General features: G+C 37.5%; 14 protein-coding genes. 2 read left to right on the forward strand and 12 right to left on the reverse strand.

What is annotated here, in order from left to right; genetic code table 11:
• The 5 genes from HCO57_RS14930 to rpsF form a co-directional block, all read right to left on the reverse strand.
• The coding region (locus tag HCO57_RS14930; RefSeq protein WP_167989694.1) for a SprB repeat-containing protein at positions 1-3,474 on the reverse strand (3,474 nt) is incomplete at its 3' end.
• A 159-nt stretch (positions 3,475-3,633) separates the two neighbouring features.
• A complete protein-coding gene (locus tag HCO57_RS14935; protein ID WP_167989695.1) occupies positions 3,634-6,825 on the reverse strand; it encodes a carboxypeptidase regulatory-like domain-containing protein in 3,192 nt (1,063 codons plus the stop codon).
• A 103-nt stretch (positions 6,826-6,928) separates the two neighbouring features.
• Complete coding sequence (gene rplI / locus HCO57_RS14940; RefSeq protein ID WP_167989696.1) at positions 6,929-7,381, reverse strand: 50S ribosomal protein L9; 453 nt, start codon at positions 7,379-7,381, stop codon at positions 6,929-6,931.
• 13 nt (positions 7,382-7,394) lie between these two features.
• Positions 7,395-7,691 (reverse strand): 30S ribosomal protein S18, encoded by a 297-nt coding sequence (gene rpsR / locus HCO57_RS14945; protein WP_054557866.1) that lies wholly within the window; start codon positions 7,689-7,691, stop codon positions 7,395-7,397.
• 4 nt (positions 7,692-7,695) lie between these two features.
• On the reverse strand, positions 7,696-8,034 hold the full coding sequence (gene rpsF / locus HCO57_RS14950; RefSeq protein ID WP_136951556.1) for a 30S ribosomal protein S6: 339 nt from the start codon (positions 8,032-8,034) through the stop codon (positions 7,696-7,698).
• A 235-nt stretch (positions 8,035-8,269) separates the two neighbouring features.
• On the opposite strand from rpsF, the gene HCO57_RS14955 reads away from it, so the two are divergent.
• Positions 8,270-8,962 carry a LytR/AlgR family response regulator transcription factor gene (locus HCO57_RS14955; protein ID WP_136951555.1) on the forward strand — a complete coding sequence of 231 codons (693 nt, stop codon included), beginning with the start codon at positions 8,270-8,272 and terminating at the stop codon, positions 8,960-8,962.
• Here the strand turns inward: HCO57_RS14955 and priA are convergent, their stop codons facing one another.
• From priA to nadC, 4 genes are read right to left on the reverse strand one after another with little or no spacing between them, the layout of a single operon-like run.
• The gene (gene priA / locus HCO57_RS14960) at positions 8,963-11,419 is read right to left on the reverse strand and encodes a primosomal protein N' (RefSeq protein WP_167989697.1); all 2,457 of its coding nucleotides are present in this window, start codon (positions 11,417-11,419) and stop codon (positions 8,963-8,965) included.
• 10 nt (positions 11,420-11,429) lie between these two features.
• A complete protein-coding gene (locus HCO57_RS14965) occupies positions 11,430-11,861 on the reverse strand; it encodes a DUF2147 domain-containing protein (protein ID WP_167989698.1) in 432 nt (143 codons plus the stop codon).
• Positions 11,854-12,834 carry a YihY/virulence factor BrkB family protein gene (locus HCO57_RS14970; RefSeq protein ID WP_167989699.1) on the reverse strand — a complete coding sequence of 327 codons (981 nt, stop codon included), beginning with the start codon at positions 12,832-12,834 and terminating at the stop codon, positions 11,854-11,856. Before HCO57_RS14970 ends, HCO57_RS14965 begins: the two co-directional genes overlap by 8 nt.
• Positions 12,835-13,692, reverse strand: coding sequence for a carboxylating nicotinate-nucleotide diphosphorylase (gene nadC, locus HCO57_RS14975; RefSeq protein ID WP_167989700.1), 858 nt, complete (start codon positions 13,690-13,692; stop codon positions 12,835-12,837).
• 88 nt (positions 13,693-13,780) lie between these two features.
• Between nadC and rlmH the strand changes: the two genes are divergently transcribed.
• On the forward strand, positions 13,781-14,254 hold the full coding sequence (gene rlmH / locus HCO57_RS14980; RefSeq protein WP_136951550.1) for a 23S rRNA (pseudouridine(1915)-N(3))-methyltransferase RlmH: 474 nt from the start codon (positions 13,781-13,783) through the stop codon (positions 14,252-14,254).
• Here rlmH and HCO57_RS14985 read toward each other — a convergent pair.
• The 3 genes from HCO57_RS14985 to HCO57_RS14995 form a co-directional block, all read right to left on the reverse strand.
• Complete coding sequence (locus tag HCO57_RS14985) at positions 14,217-15,140, reverse strand: type IV pili methyl-accepting chemotaxis transducer N-terminal domain-containing protein (RefSeq protein WP_167989701.1); 924 nt, start codon at positions 15,138-15,140, stop codon at positions 14,217-14,219. The genes rlmH and HCO57_RS14985 overlap by 38 nt on opposite strands.
• A 126-nt stretch (positions 15,141-15,266) precedes the next feature.
• Positions 15,267-17,159: a phosphoglycerate dehydrogenase gene (serA, locus tag HCO57_RS14990; RefSeq protein ID WP_167989702.1), complete on the reverse strand. Its 1,893-nt coding sequence runs from the start codon at positions 17,157-17,159 to the stop codon at positions 15,267-15,269.
• A 167-nt stretch (positions 17,160-17,326) separates the two neighbouring features.
• Positions 17,327-17,779: a methyltransferase family protein gene (locus HCO57_RS14995; RefSeq protein ID WP_167989703.1), complete on the reverse strand. Its 453-nt coding sequence runs from the start codon at positions 17,777-17,779 to the stop codon at positions 17,327-17,329.
• Positions 17,780-17,805 lie beyond the last annotated feature (26 nt).

Genomic DNA, 17,805 nt, shown 5'->3' on the forward strand with positions numbered 1-17,805 from the left:
CCCTGCACCAACATCAAAAAGGTCAGCTTCAGTAGCATCTGCTATCGCCGTATAACTACCGCCCTCTTCTTGATACCATTGGTAAGCGTACCCAGGGGTACCGCCTACAATAGTACTAATCAGAGATACCGTTTGTTCGCCATAACAAGATACTTCCCCATCCGCTGTAAGGGTTACCGCAAGCTCTCCTGGTTCGGTGACCACATAGTCAAAAACCGCTAAACAACCATTACTGTCCGTGATACGCACACTATAGTTGCCTTGTGCTAAATCTATTGCCGTCCATCCATCATCTGTGGTGGTTACCGCTCCTACTCCTGACCAAGCCAATTGATAGGTGTCCGCACCGTTTAAGGTGCCTCCGGTGATTTCCGTGATACGAATAGTACCATCATTTGACCCAAAGGACGATAGTCCTAACACAGAAGCCGTAGCTGTTATCGGTTCCGGTTCGTCCACTTCAAAGTCTATCGCATAACTACATCCGTTACTTGCCCTATCGGTAACAAATAAACTGTGTGTCCCTACGGTAAGATTAGCAAAGGTTAAGGTGCCGCCAGTACTACTAGCATTCGCTGCGCCATCCAAACTATATTGGTAGTCTCCCCAACCTCCTGTAAGAGTTAGGGTAAGTACACCATCTGATGCGCCAACGCAGCTAACGGGACTGACTGTATAGTTCCCTGCCAATTCAAACAACGAAGGAGAACCCCCTACTGTTACCGTTGCGGTTTGGTCTGCCTCCCCACGGTTGTTGCTCAAGGTTAAGGTATATTCACCAGGGGCTAAATCTTGCAATACCAAGCTGTTTTGTCCTGTACCGTCTAAACTACCCGACTCAGGACCCGTATAATCCAATGTTACCGTTCCCAGACCCGTATAATTTACTTGGATGCTACCGTCCCCTGCTCCAAAACAACGCTCGTCCAGAACTGCCGTGCTTACAATCCGTAAAATTGGGTCTCGAACCTCTATATTCATAGGCATATCACACCCATTATTATCGCGTACCATTACCGTGTATATCCCTGAGGAAAGCCCCGCTATGACAGGACTGTTACCTGCTATGACAGGATCAAAACCTGCAGGACCAGATACCCATGTTATGGTATAGGGTGCCGTGCCACCCGTTATTGGCCCTAGGTCTATCTGACCCGCCGTACCACCTTCTTCCGTATTGTCTATCACCGTAGGTGTATAGTCCAGTGCCGTAGGCGATACGATTTGGATAACACCCCCATCATAGCGCTCCACACAGCTCGTATCCGTAGTACTACGTACCCAAAGGTAATACGTGCCTGCCGTTAATCCTGATTGGCCTGCTACATCATAGGTCGTCCAAGTAACCGTTGTTAAATCGGGGTTCGCTTGGGTATCTAAGTAGTATTCCGCGGTGGCCCCTAGGTTGGTATCAAAGGTCAGGGTACTGGTACCTCCAAAACAGTTTATCACCGTGGTAGCTACGTTACTTATTTCTATATTGGCTCCAGAGTCTATGGTAAATTCTCCTGAGGATATTAGGTTCGGATTACTAAAATCATTGCCTTGGTTTACCGCTTGTATAGTGTAGGTGTCAAAAACCAAATTGTTTATCGTGATTGCATTGGCATTGGTAGCAGTACCATTGGCGATTACCGTTGTACCGTCACTGGCCAAAACACGGTAAGGACGGTCCCCTACACCACCACTTATACTAAAATCCACGCTACCCGCTCCCGCAGGGTCGCAATCATCTGCCGTAGTGCTGTTGACCGTAATCACGGGTAGGGTAACACCCGTGACCTCGATACTATCCGTATACGTACAAGTACCTGCACTTAGGGTGACCTCGTAGGAGTCAAACGGCAATCCTTGGAAGGAATAACTACCGCCATCGGCCACTGTTAAGCTTTGTTCTGGAGTAGTATTGATGGACAAGGTCATCCCTGCTCGACCCATGATGTTGCTCACACTTACGGTTCCGTCATTGGCTCCTGGATAGGACTCCGGGCTGGAGCTCAAATCAAAGCCTAAGGGAACGGGGGCAGCAATGGTGAGGTCCGAAAGGGTCACATGACAACCATCCGTATTGGCCAAACTACTGTTCCCAGCAACTACCTTTATATTATAAGTGCCCGCATTTAGATTGGGGATACTAATAGCTCCCGTGGTACTTTCGGTCCAATCCACAAAACCACCGCCACTAGCTACGCTGTAATAATATCGTGCAGCATCAGTATTAGCATAACCACCTCCTGAAACGTTAAAACTAATAGTGCCCATGTCTCCGGCACATTCTGGCTGGGTTAAAATGGGTGTGCTCACTGACAATGCCGATGGCGCCCTAATGTAAAATGTCTCCGTGATATTACCGCTCTTAACGTCTAAAAAATCTTGACCGTCTACCCGCCTTGCTTCTTGGTAAACAACGTAATAAGCACCTTCTGGATTATCCAATGGCGACGGGCCTGCTAAACCTGTTGCGGTAAATTCATAATTGGTACCGTTTTGAACCAAGCCAACAAATCCATCAGCATAGGCTTCACTAAACACTGTTGGGTTCCCGGAATCTACGTTTTCCATATTAAATTCAGACGCTTCTCCCTCATAAACATAATAACGCATCTGGTATCCACTAGATAAGGGCTCGTCAAAGCCTATCGTAACTTCTCCATCTCCTGAACCAGCGCAAGTCTCATCTTCGGTAGTTAAACTACTGTGTTCGATGCTTTCGTCTCTTACATCAATTACGATATGATTTGTAAAAACATCCAGATTTCCACAGGCGACTCCTCTAATCCATATTAAACCATTATTGATGTCATTAATAGTTAAACCTAATTCTGATAAGCTTGTTTCTCTATCATTAAATGGCTCCCAGTTAACACCTTCATCTAAAGAATATTCCCAACCTGAAGCGTTATTTCCACTTACAAATTCTAACAAAAACAAATCATCCATACCTAAAGTATTACCTACAATAGTATTGTTGATTTCTTCATTAAGAGGAATAAACATATAATTAATAGAGGTCATTGAAGATGCTGTAAATCCGTTAGATGTATTAGTATCCCAAGATGTATATGTATTGCATGGCCTAAACCCAGAAGGAGGAGCTGATAAATTATGAGTAACGGAAAAATCATTGTAATTATTTCCATCAATCGTAATGCTTGTATTTCCTTCAAACCAAGTATTTATAAAACTTGGTAAATCCCCTAACCAATCAAAATAACAGGTTTTACTCAATTCTTTGTCTCCAACAATTACATAAGAACTTGTTTGTAACGGAGTTGTACATTCTTCATATTTAATTAAGTTTCCAGGAGCAAGACTTAATCCTTGAATTCCAATGTAATAATTCCCGCTTGTATCTATTGTAAATCTATTGCTATTAGTTGGATTAAATCTTATTGTGGTTTTAACCCTATAGTCTTGACTATAGGTATTAATTAAGCATATTAAAAATAATAAAACTATTAAGACCTTTTTCATATAAAAAATAAACCTAAAATCAAACATAACACCATACCGTAAGAATAGCAATTATTTTCGTTCAACTACTCGTTTATTTAAAGTTCTTAACCCATTTACAAACAAAAAACCCCTAGCCTTTCAGCTAGGGGTTTTCTTTATTTAATTAGTTGACTTCGCTTAGTTAAATATGTAACGTAAACCAACTTGTGCTTGCCATCTAGATAATAAACTCTGGTCAAAACCAAACGTTTCTTCTACTGACTGATCAAAACTAAACGTAGGAACCTGATTTTCATCTACGTTTACTACTGATATAGGGTTTAAGTTTCTAGGTACTTGAATTACACCCCAATCAGAGCTCAATAAGTTACCAAAGTTCAAGATATCTAAACTTAACTGAATGGTATTAGTTTTTCCACCTACAGTAAAATTATAATCTTGCAATAAACGTACATCTGCTCTGCTTCTCCATGGAGATAAAGCACCATAACGCTCCATATAAGAACCCCTATTATCACTCAAATAATCATCTTGCTGAATGTAAGCTTCAAAACTTGCAGCCATGCTTGGGTCTACAAACTGCATTTGCTGTACTTCTGCGGCAGTAGGAATATAAATTAAGTCATTATTCTGGAAAGAAGAATCATTATTTATATTTCCTGCATAAGTGTAGTTAAAACGACCGCCTCTAGCATATTCCATAAATGCAGAGATTGTGGTTGCCCATTTGTCATTAGACCCATACTTAAATTGCTTAGATGCTACCCCTATAAATCTATGATTGTCTCCGTACTTAGAATAAGACAATACATCATTGTTTGCATTACCCGTGTTTGGGTTAAAATCGAACGCGTCTCCTGTAATTTCTGCCTCAATAGAATTTACTTCCTTAGCATTTAAATAGTTATACGCTACACTTGCAAACAGTCCATTACCAAAGGTTTTCTGTGCTTTTACAGACGCATTCCAAATTCTACCTTTATCAGAATTGGTAAACACATAAGCATTATTCCCCTTATCTTCTGCTGCATAGTAAGGTCTGTTGTCTCCTGGTGCATTTAACGTTAGAGAAGGATTTCTTAATCCCCAGTTCTGTACGTGTGCTGCATTAATGTCTTTGGTGTAAGATACATCTGTTGTTAAGATGATATCATTATCAAATCTATGATCTAAACCAAGATTGGTTCTCCATACTTGTGGCCACTCATAATCTGGGTCTACCAACTGATAAAAGAAAACATCTAAACCTTGTACTTGGTTACCCAACCACACAAAAGGAAAACGACCCGTAAATACACCGCTACCACCTCTTAATTGTGTTCTATTTTCCCCATTAACATCCCAATTAAATCCTAAACGCGGAGAAATTAGGAACTTATTACTTGGTAATTGCTCAGAATCCAAAAATACTTCTTCATTGGTATTGGGGTTAAAATATGGTATACCCGGAATGTATACTTTACCTCTATCTATATTTTCACGAATTTTATCAGCCGTATCAAAATACAAAGGCTTATCAAAACGCACCCCGTACGATAATTTAAAATCGTCCGTAACATTCCAATCATCTTGCACGTAGAAAGATAATTGACCTACATTAGTTTCTGCCAATGCCCAACCTCCAGGCTGACCATCTTCTATACCACTACTACCATTGAACGTAGCTTGTGCTCCAGCTAACAAATTATCTATCAAACCACCTGGCTGCGCATAGCTTAAAAATTCTTCTACAGATGCAAACGGTCTGTCATCACCAAAATTACCTGGTGTATTATTTACATCAAAACCAAATGTACCTCCGTAAACTCCTAAATTAAAAGAATTATCGAACTGAAATTTTTCAAAAGAAAAACCAACAGTATATGTATGGTTTCCTTTAAAAATGTTCATGTTATTAGTCAACTGAAATACTTTCTGGTCCAATCTATTGTTAATAGAAAATGGCTCATGACCAGCAACAATATAACTAGACCCGTTGTTGTTTATTAATATACTTGGAGCTGGAGTAGATAATGGATTTCTAAAATCGTCAAAATGTGTATAACCCACCTGAAGTTTGTTGGTTACCTCATTAGACAAGGTAGAATTTAACTCTATTTGTACACTTTGTATTTTGTTGTTAATTTCATATCCAGAATTTTCAAATTGCAAGGTTTGCAAACTAGGCCCTCTAACTCCTAATGCTGTTGGGTGTGCTGGTTTTTCTTTAGATGCATTGAGAAAATTATAAATAACCGCTAAACGATTGTTATCATTAATATTCCAATCTAATTTAAAAATACCTTTAGTTGATTCAGAACCGTAGGTAAAACCTTCATATCGCCCTGTATCATAACCCAATGTTGCTAATGCATTAGATACAGATATTAAATCTGCTTCTGAAACTCTGGATTCACTCATAGAGCCAGAACCTGTATTAGGTACAAAACCGTTGGTTCCTAAGTCTGACCTTTCGTCTTTTTCAAAATTAGCAAAGAAGAATAATTTGTCTTTTACAATAGGTCCACCAATACTTACTCCATATTGATTTTGCTTTAAATCTGGCCTTACCGCATCTTCTCCTTTTATTTTTTTACCTGTCATGCTTTCATCTCTATAAAAGCCATAAACAGTACCTTTTATTTCATTGGTTCCACTTTTTGTAACAGCATTAACCGTTGCACCCGTAAATCCAGATTGGGTAACATCATAAGGCGCTAAGGATACTTGTATTTGATCAATAGCATCCAAAGAAATAGGTTGTGCACCTGTTTGACCTCCTGGCGTTGGAGCATCTAAACCAAAGGGGTTGGCAAAAAATGCACCGTCTAAAGAAAAGTTATTGTATTGATCATTTCTACCACCAAAAGAAGCTCCACCATCACCAGAAGTAGGCGAGGAAGCACTTGGCTCTAATCTTGTAAAATCTGCTGCAGATCTAGAAATAGTTGGCAAACGTTGTAATTCTCTTCTACCTACATTGGTTTCTGAACCTGTGCGGTCACTACCAAAGGTTCCAGATTGGTCAGATACTACAACAACTTCTTCTAATTGCTGACTATCTTCTACCAACTTTACATTAATGTTAAAGGTCTTACCTAAGGAAAGAAAAACATCATTCTGGTTTTGGGTTTTAAAACCAACGTAAGAAATACTGACTTCATAAGGACCACCTACACGTAGGTTTAATAAATTGAACCTACCTTCTTCATTAGTAATAGCTCCGTAATTTGTTCCTGTGGGAGTATGTACTGCAATTACATTAGCCCCTAACAAAGGCTCGCCTAAATCATCAGTAACAGTACCCCTGATGTTAGATGTGGTTACTTGGGCAAATGCAGACATCATAGTCAACATACAAATAAGGCCCGTGAGTAAAACTTTTTTCATCTTGTTCTTGTTAAATAAAGTTTAATTTTTTGCGAATATAGTGCAAAAAAAAAGAGCTATGCATGCATAGCTCTTTTAAACTTATTAACCAAGAATGTTGAAATTACTTAGCTTCTGCTACAACTTCAAAAGGAAAATCTACAATTACCTCTCTATGTAGTCTAATTACCGCATTGTAAGGACCTGTTCTCTTTACAGAACCCCCTTGGATATTTACAAACTTTTTATCAATATTTTGACCTGCTTTAGCAAGGGCGTCTGCCAAATCTATGCTAGTTACAGAACCAAATAATTTATCACCAGCACCCACTTTAGCAGGAATTTTAATTTCTAATTCCCTAAGGCTCGTAGCTTTTTGCTGCGCTTCTTCTATAACCTTTTTCTCTTTGTGTGCTCTTTGTCTTAGATTTTCTGCCAAAACTTTCTTTGCAGAAGGTGTAGCTAAAGTTGCCATACCTTGTGGTATTAGAAAGTTTCTACCGTAACCTGGCTTTACAGTTACAACATCATCCTTGAAGCCTAAATCCTGTACGTCTTGTTTTAATATCAATTCCATGCTTCAATATTTATTATTTTAACATATCCCCTACGTAAGGCATCAAAGCCAAATGACGTGCTCTTTTTACAGCTTGGGCTACTTTTCTTTGGTATTTTAAAGAAGTACCTGTAAGTCTTCTTGGCAACAATTTACCTTGCTCGTTCACCAATTTCATTAAAAAATCTGGGTCCTTGTAATCAATATACTTGATACCTGACTTTTTAAAACGACAGTATTTCTTTTGTTTATTAGTCTCAATATTAAGCGGGGTCAAATATCTGATTTCCCCGTCTTTCTTTGACTTTGCTTGTTGTTCTATAGATGACATGGTCTTACGCTTTTGTTTTTAGTTTTGTTCTTCTTTTCTCTGCCCAAGCTACAGCGTGCTTGTCTAACTTTACAGTTAAAAAACGCATGATGCGCTCGTCTCTCCTAAACTCCAACTCAAACGGCTCAATAGCCTCTCCTGGAGCAGTAAACTCAAACAAATGGTAAAAACCACTTTTCTTGTGTTGTATTGGATACGCCAATTTTTTAAGGCCCCAATTTTCTTTGGCGACCATTTTGGCCCCATTATTGATTAAGAAATCTTCGAATTTCTTAACTGTTTCCTCTATCTGTGTTTCAGACAGAACGGGATTTAAAATGAAAACAGTTTCGTAATGATTCATAAATATATTATTTTAAAGGAGCGCAAAAGTAATCATTCTTAATTTCTTACACAAGAAAATTAGAAAAACTTCGTTTTGGATTTTAGAAGTTATTAACACATAAATATATAATTGAAACGTACATCATGCTTTATGCTAATTACACAACAGAATATGCCATGTTTACATCTTTTGTTGCACTTTACCGAGTGAATTATGTAATTTGCCGATGATTTAAACCCCACAAATCACCCTTATGAAACTTAAAAGTATAATAGTAGACGACTCTTCCATGCAGCGCATGGCTGTGGCTAAGTTGGTCAACAACCACCCACACCTTGCTTTGGTAGCAGAGTACAGTAATGCAATTGAAGCAAAAAACGGATTAAAAAACCATGAAGTAGACCTTATCTTTTTAGATGTAGAGATGCCTATTATTAGTGGTTTTGATTTATTAGAAGCTTTAGAGAATCCGCCACAGGTAATCCTTATTACTGGGAAGCCAGATTATGCGCTAAAGGCTTTTGATTATGATGTTACTGACTATCTACACAAACCTATTACGCTTGCTAGGTTTGAAGCTTCTGTAAAAAGAGCGGTAACCAAATATGAGCAACTCAACAGAACTGAAGAAGACGAAGAGCACATCTTTGTTAAAAGTAACCTTAAGAAAAGAAAGGTTATCCTAAATGATATTAAATGGATTGAAGCACTTGGTGACTACATCAAGTTAGTGACAGATGAAGCTAACATTGTGATTCTATCTACTATGAAATCTTTTGAACAGCAGTTACCAGCTGAAAAATTCTTAAGAATACATAAATCCTACATTGTGAATTTGGAAAAGATTGAAAAATTCAACAGTAAAAATGTTGAAGTGGGGGGCAGACAAATTCCGCTAAGTAGAAACAAAAAGACAGAGCTTGCAGAGGCATTAGCCAATGTATAATTAAATATGGTCTACATTATAGACTAGTTTTATACTTCTAAAACGAGCAATAGCATCAAAAGATAGTTGTATTCTTTTGATGCTTTTTTTTGTGTGGTGCACGGCTTCTTTAGGTTTAAACTTTATAAGTATATGTTTTATATACTCATTCCTAATTCTAGAAACCGCTGGAAATTCTGGTCCCAACACTTGGCCCTGCATGCTATTTCTTAAAGAGCCCGCCAACCATTCTGCGGCCTCGTTAAGCTTATTGTAATCTCTATCTTTTAGCGTAATCCGCATAATCCGCGTAGCAGGTGGATATTTAAACTGTTCTCGCTCATAAACCTGTTCCGCAAACATCTTTTCATAATCATATGTAGACACTTGCTGTAAAATTTGGTGATAGGGATTATATGCTTGTATGAGCACCTTACCTCTTTTTTGTGTACGGCCTGCTCTACCGGCAACCTGCACCATTAATTGAAAACTACGTTCATGAGCACGGTAATCTGGAAAATTTAATAAAGAATCTGCATTCATTATTCCTACCAAACCCACATTCCTAAAATCTAGCCCTTTAGTGACCATTTGGGTACCTACCAAGATATCCATCTCTTGAGACTCAAAGGCAGCAATTATTTTTTGATAACCGTACTTGCCCCTTGTAGTATCTAAGTCCATGCGCCCAACGGTAGCATTGGGGAAAAGTGTTTTTAACTCTTCTTGTATTTGCTCTGTGCCAAAACCCTTGGTATCTAAAGTAGCATTGCCGCAAGCCTCGCAAGCCTTCGGTAAGGCTACGTGGTAACCGCAATAATGGCAACGCAATTGAGTTCTGTGTTGATGGTAGGTTAAACTAACATCACAATTGGGGCATTGTACCGAGTGCCCACACGTAGTACACTCTACAATAGGTGCAAATCCACGCCGATTCTGAAATAGAATAACTTGCTCATTTTCTGCTAAAGTCTCTTCTATCTCCTTAAACAAACGTTCAGAAAAATGACCTTGCATACGCTTTTTACGTGTTGCCTCTTTTATATCTACCAGTTCTATTTCTGGCATAAGCACATTGCCATACCTCCTTGTTATTTTGGCTAATCCGTATTTTCCAGATTTGGCATTGGCATAACTTTCTAAACTAGGCGTTGCAGAACCTAATAAACAGTTACTTTTATGTAATTGCGCCAGAACAATAGCTGCATCTCTAGCATGGTATCTGGGGGCAGGATCAAACTGCTTAAAAGAAGATTCGTGCTCCTCATCTATAATTACTAAACCTAATTCTTGAAAAGGTAAAAAAAGAGCAGAACGCGCACCAATTACAATTTGCGCACTTTCTTTTTGCTGCAAAACACTATTCCAAACTTCTACGCGCTCGTTAACATTGTATTTGGAATGATACACCCCAACAGCGTTGCCAAAGTAGGCTTTTAACCTATTAATAAGTTGTGATGTTAAGGCTATTTCTGGCAATAAGTACAAAACTTGCTTGCCCTGATCCATTACCTGCTTTATAAGCTTTATGTAAACTTCTGTTTTCCCTGCAGAGGTAACTCCGTGCAATAAACACACCTTATTGGCATCAAAAGTGTTTTTAATAGCTTCAAGTGCCTGAGCTTGGAACTCATTTAGAGCTACCTTATCAACATCCTTATCCCCTTCTTCAAATTGAACCCTATCGGTTTCTAAATAATATATTTCAAAAATACCCTTGTCTGCTAGCGCTTTTATTACCGATTTGGATACTTGCCCTTCTGCAACCAAGTCACTTTCCTTTATAGGTTTATGGGTTTGCGCTTCCATTTGGTAATACGAAAGCACTGCTTTACTCTGCTTTGGAGCGCGGCTAAGACTATTTAAGACTTCTGCTAAAGCTGTTTCATCTCTATACAACTCACTTATACGGATGTACTTTATAGTCTTAGGCGTATATTTTTCTTGGATGTCTTCTTTAAGTTGAATTCCTTTTTTAGCCACCAAACGCTGAATAACAGGCAATACTGTTTTCTTTCCTAAAATAGCAACCACATCTTTTATAAGCAATGAAGATTGATGTTTTAAGGCTTCAATTACCAAAAATTCATCATCATCTAGTGTAGTTTCATCTATTTCGGCATCGGTATTCGGTAGAATCATAGTTTCACTTTCTAACAAAAAAGCGCTAGGTAGTCCACTGCGTACTACCTCTCCCAATGTACACATGTAATACGATGCAATCCATTGCCAGTGTTTTAATTGGGTAGGATTTACTAGGGGGACATCGTCCAGAATAACTTCTATATCCTTGGCTTCATAAGCTAAGGGCTTATCCTGATGTACCCTATATGCAATACCCGTATATAACTTGGATTTACCAAAAGGTACAGCCACCCTCATTCCTTGTTTTATGTAAGTTGCCTCTGCTCGAGTAATACGATAGGTAAACATCCGCTCCAAGGGAATGGGCAGAATTACATCCAAGAAATATTCCATGAAATCTACGCTAATCTTTGAGTCTTAGCCACGTTTGGGTTCTATAGATAAATGCCAAATAGCCCCTAACTTTAAGTTGGTCTGGATTATCTGGGTCTAACCACAATTTACCCCTAAATGTCATCGCTTGTTCTGGATCAAACAAGCGTTTACCCTTATATTCACCAGGTTCGCTTTCTTTAAAAGCGGTTATGATTTCCATACCTTCTATTGGTTTGCCCTTTAAGTCACCTTCGCATTTCTCACAAACAGCTCCTTGTCTTCCTTTTTCTAGAATCTTAAGAATTTTACCATAAACGGCACCATCTTTTTTATAGATTTCGACTATTGCTTTGGCATTACCATTTCTATCATCAATGGTTTGCCATTTACCTTCTACCGTTTGTGCATGCATCATTATAGGAGAAAGCACACACAAAAGAACCTTTAACACTTTAGACATTTTCTTTAGCTTTATTTACGTTTTTTCTTAACGAATTTAATGTAGCATTAAGCTCAAATCCTAATAGCAATATATTAGAGTTTAACCAGATAAAGACCATCAAAATCAATAATCCTCCTAAAGCCCCATAGAGCTCGCTATATCTGGCGAATTTTTCTACATAAAATCCGAATAAATAGGAAGTCAATATAAACAAAATCGTGGTAACCAAAGCCCCTACAGAAAAGAAACGTGCTTGTCTCCCCTCTACTGTTCCAAAATAATAAAGGATTGCCGTAAATAAGTAGGTAAGTATTAAAAAGAAAATTACTTGTGCCAACTGCACACCAAAGGCATCACCACTCTCTACAGCAATACCAAAAGTTTTACCAAACAATTCGCTGGTATATTCAATAATGTAAAATTCAAAATAAACAAAAGCAACCGCGCCAACTATTAATAAAATGGACAAAATAAGCCCCACCATTAAAGCATAACCATACTGTCTAAAATAGTTTCGTGTTAATTCTACATGGTATGAATTTTCGAATCCGTTAAAAATGGAATTTACGCCATTCGCTACTAAAAAAATGGATAATAGAAAAGCGGAAGAAAGCAACCCTCCTCTTTTTTGGTCTTTAATTTGCTGGTAAATTTCACTAAAGTAATCGCCTGTTGCTGTTGGCAAAAAAGATTCTAAAAATATTAAAAACTGTGTATCAAAATTCTCGTTACCAACCCGGACGTAAGGGATAAGGAATGGTACCAAGGTCACTAAAAATATTAATAAAGGAAAAAGCGCCATAAACAAGCTAAATGCAATGGAGCCCGCTCTACTAGAAATTGCTCCCTGTACAATGCCTAAGGCATACATTTCTGCCAAATCGTAAATTGACAAGCCCTCAAAACCTGGTAATTTAATTCCTTTTAAAAACTGAATTACCCAATTAACTATAGGGATGCGCTCTAACTTTTCCTCTACCTCTTTGGACATTTACACCGCTTTTAGGCTTAAATCCATATTGTAAACGGAATGGGTTAACGCTCCAGAAGAAATATAATCTACACCACATTCTGCATAATGTCTTATCGTCTCTTCATTAATACCACCAGAAGACTCTGTTAAACATTGCTCACCAATTAGTGCAACGGCAGCTCGTGTATCTTCATAATTAAAATTATCTAGTAGAATACGGTAGACCCCTGGCGTTTTTAGAATCTCCTTTACTTCTTCTAAATTACGAGCCTCTACTATTATTTTTAATTCTTTATTTATTTCTTTAAGATACGCTTGTGTTTGAGTGATAGCTTTGGTGATACCTCCTGCAAAATCTATATGATTGTCTTTTAACATTATCATATCATACAAAGCAAATCTATGATTCTCACCTCCTCCAATTTTGACTGCCCACTTTTCTAATGCACGTATTCCCGGTGTGGTTTTACGGGTGTCTAAAATTTTAGTAGTTGTTCCCTGTAAAAGACCTACAAAAAAAGCCGTTTTAGTTGCTATAGCACTCATGCGTTGCATGGCATTCAAGACCAAACGTTCTGCCTTTAAAATACTCTGTGAACTTCCTTCTACGTAAAATGCAATATCGCCGTGCGTTACCTTGGCGCCGTCTTTTAACAAGGTTTCTACTTTTAAACCCGCATCTACATAGGCAAAAACTTTTTTTGCAAAAGCAACACCAGCCAAAATACCTTCGTCTTTAACCAATAATTTGGCTTTACCTGTGGCAGACGCAGGGATACATGCAAGAGAACTATGGTCACCATCCCCAGCATCTTCCCGTATGGCATTGGCAATAATTATATCTAATTCTTGATTAAATTGTGCTTCTGAAATCATAACAGTGGTTTTAGCTAAAATACTAAATTACACATGTTACTACAGCTAATAAAATAGTATTGGTACTTTTGGGGTAAGCTTTTTACCTATGAAAATTACCTTGTTAGGCATTGGAAAAACAGATAGCAAAGAATTAGAGTCCCTCATTAAACTGTACACCAAACGATTAAACTTTTATGTTTCTTTTGAAACAGCATTTTTAAGTGACATTAAAAACGCCAAAAACTTATCTGAAGCAGAACAGAAAAAAAAGGAAGGGGAATTATTGCTTTCAAAAATATCTACGGCTGATTTTGTGATGCTTTTGGATGACAAGGGTAAACAATTTTCTTCTATAGAATTTTCTCAGCTCCTACAAAAACGAATGAACAGCGGAATTAAAAATTTAATTTTAGTTATTGGGGGGCCCTACGGGTTTAGTGATGCAGTTTACGAAAGAGCGAATAGCAAATTAAGTCTTTCTAAAATGACTTTTTCTCACCAAATGATAAGGCTTTTTATTACCGAACAATTGTATAGAGGTTTTACGATTCTACGAAATGAACCTTACCATCACGAATAGGCGTTTTCCTAACTTTAGTTTTTTTCTTAGGAATTTTTGTGAACATTGCGCTAATGGAAGGCGCTTTAGTAAGCGTGCCTCTATTTTCTTCGAACGCTTTAGACATGTTGTTAGACACACTTCTTAACTCCTCTAATTCTTCTGCTATAAAATTCATAATCTCGTCACGGCGCTCTGTTTTCTTTTCAATTTTCAAGACAAACTGTAAATCCATAATGTTTTTCATGTGCGATTTGAATGCATGAAAATGATGCCAAGCCAATGAACCCAGCCTTCTTTTCTGTTCCACAATTTTGTTGATGATGGGATTTACAATAAAGAAAATCTCAAACAGCAATATTAAGAGCGAAAATATTGCCAGTTCTAATTCTAAAATTCTGGTCGATTTTAAATCTTCTTCTGCTTGCTGTTGAAATTGATTTGTAATCTCGCCCATAATCCCAACAAAGTGGGTCACCCGATATTTTACATCTGCTTCTCTTAATTGATCTAAATTGTCTAAGCCAGAAAATTTGGCATTTAGCCATTGTATGTAAGGGTGTAATCTATTAAAATTAACAGCTATATCTGCTTCTTCTAACGTAGGAATTCCCAAAGCAGCATTACCTTCTTGCAATTGTTGATTTCTATGTATCAGCTTACTTACCAATACTTTTACTTCTCCAAAATTACAGTCCATGTATTTACAGTTGTAAAACTCTGTAAATAGCTGCTGAGCCAGTAAACGTTGTTGCCCTGCAATATTAATGACCTTAGCAGATTTCCGTTGTTTTTCCAACGAATATTGGGTAACCGATTGTATAATGATGGTGATTACTATGATAGATACCACCAATAAATAATACGCCCTAAAGTGACGTCCAAACCATTCTTTTATCCTTTTCATAAACAAACAAACCTATCTTGTAAAGAAATTTCTTACAAAATAGGTTTGTTATTTGTTACGCAATACTAAATGTTGTGAACCGCTATAAAACTGCTGTCAACAATTCATTTTTGTAAACAGAATTCTCTAGTATAACACTCGGAATTTGATTGTATGCTCTATTGCTTTTAATTCCTTAATTATATCCGTATTATATTCTTTATCTAAATCTGTTATTACATAGCCTACATCTGGGTCCGTGGAAAGGAACTGACCCGTGATATTCATATCGTACTTTGCTAGCAATTCATTTATTTTTGCCATTACCCCTGGCACATTATTATGGATATGTAAAAAACGATGTGCATTTTTCTGTTTTGGCAATCTAATATTTGGGAAGTTCACCGCATCTACCGTATTTCCAGAGTTAATGTAATCCATAATTTTATTAGGGACAAAATCAGCAATATCTCGTTGTGCTTCTTCTGTACTGCCGCCAATATGCGGTGTTAGTATAACATTTTCTAATCCAGCCAACTCTGTCGTAAAGTCACCGTTACTTCTTGGTTCCTCTGGATACACATCTATTGCAGCACCACCTACTTTTCCAGACTTTAAGGCTTCTGCCAAGGCAGGTATATCCACAACAAATCCTCTAGATAAATTTATTAGCATTGCGCCATCTTTCATTTGCGCAATTTCTTCTTTACCAATAAAGTTTTTATTGGCTTTATTATCATCTATATGCAAGGTAACCACATCAGATATACTTAACAGCTCTTCTAAAGTACTGCACTTGGTGGCATTACCTAAAGCTAACTGGTCTGCCACATCATAATAATACACATGCATACCTATGGCCTCTGCCAGCACAGACAATTGTTTACCAATATTACCATACCCTACAATTCCAAGGTTTTTTCCTCTTACTTCTTGAGCATTCAAAGCTGTTTTAAACCACTGCCCCTTATGTATTTCTGTACTGCGAGCAAAAATGCTTCTCTTTAGCATGATAATTTGCCCTATAGCCAATTCCACTACAGAACGGGTATTGCTATAAGGAGCATTAAACACCACTACTCCATTTTTCTTAGCAGCATCTAAATCTATTTGTGTAGTTCCAATACAAAAAGCAGCCACCACCATCAATCTATCTGCGGCTTCTAGCACCTTTTTAGTTACTTGTGTTTTAGAACGTATACCTAATACATGTACTCCTTTAATGCGCTCAATTAACTCATCTTCCGGTAAAGCATGCTTTAATAATTCTACAGTAAATCCTTCATCAGAAAGGCGTTGTAATGCGTCTGGATGCACCCCTTCTAACAATAATATTTTAATTCTGTTTTTGGGATAAGATATTTTTCTAGGTAAATCGTTCACAAATAAAAATTCATTAAGGTTAGGAGTAACATAATCTGCATTGTTGGCAGCTTTATCTCTATGCACATTTTCTGTGTATGCAAAAAACTTATCGGCAATACCGGCTTCTCTCATTACATAATCACTGTAACCATCACCAATCACCTGCACTTCGCCTTCTAAGTTTAAGTCTTTTAAACACTGTATTTTTCCATTATGGGAAGACAACACATTTTCACGGTCAAAACCAACGATAGCTCCATTCCCATCAAACGTAAAAGTATTGGCATACACCCTTTCTGATGGAATGTTGAATTCTTCTACAATTGGATCTATGAACTCTTTAAATCCGCAAGAAATGACGTAGATGTCATCTGAATGTGAATGAAAAAAATCCATATTTTCTTCTATGGATTTGGAGATTTTTTGACGTAGTTCTGTTATTAAATCGTTTAAGTCCGATTTATGAGCATTGAGCAAACGAATTCTTCGTTCTAAAGACTCCGTGAAAGAAATCTCTCCGTCTATCCCTAAATTGGTGATATTTTGTATTTCTTGAAGAATCTCATCTTTTTTTGGGTTGTCTTTTAAAGTCATTTCTGCCAAGACATCCAGAGCCTCTACCCTTGTCAAGGTGCTGTCAAAATCAAATATATATTTTCTACTAGTTGCTATCATGATAGGTTCTCAGAATAGACGGTAAAATTAAGGATTAATAGTTGGGTAGCAGATTTAATTCAGTAAAAAACAAGAATACCATCTACTAATTAACAATTTGATTTTAAAATGTGTTTCGCATTACGTTTTACCTATCAAAAAAAGGATTTCCCTTTCTTTTTTTCAAACTAAAACCAACGTCTTACCCCCTTTAAATAACTTCTATATGCTTTACCAAATTTTGAAATTAACATTTGCTCCTCTGGTATAATTTGATAGGCATTCATGTAATACACAAAGCCCGCTGCAAGCAAAGTATTAAAGGCATTACCTAGATACAAGCCCCAAGCCAATAAAACCAATAATAAAGCCAAATACATAGGATTGCGAGTATACCCATAAATACCTGTAGTAACCAATGTAGTTGTATTTTGTAATGCAACCGGACTTATAGTAGTTTTGGCATTTTTAAATTGCAATAATGCCGCTAATGCAATGCAAATTGCCAAGCAAACCAATCCATACATAAGGTATTGCTGCCCAAAAAAGGTAAATTGCCCAAAAGGCAACAATTTTGCTACACCAAACATTGCTAAACCAAATACAACGGTGACCCATGCAGGAATCAATTTTAATTTCATCTATTCTAATTTTACCTTAGCGCTAA

Origin of the sequence: Croceivirga sp. JEA036, assembly GCF_011882165.1 — a bacterium.
Lineage (GTDB): Bacteria > Bacteroidota > Bacteroidia > Flavobacteriales > Flavobacteriaceae > Croceivirga.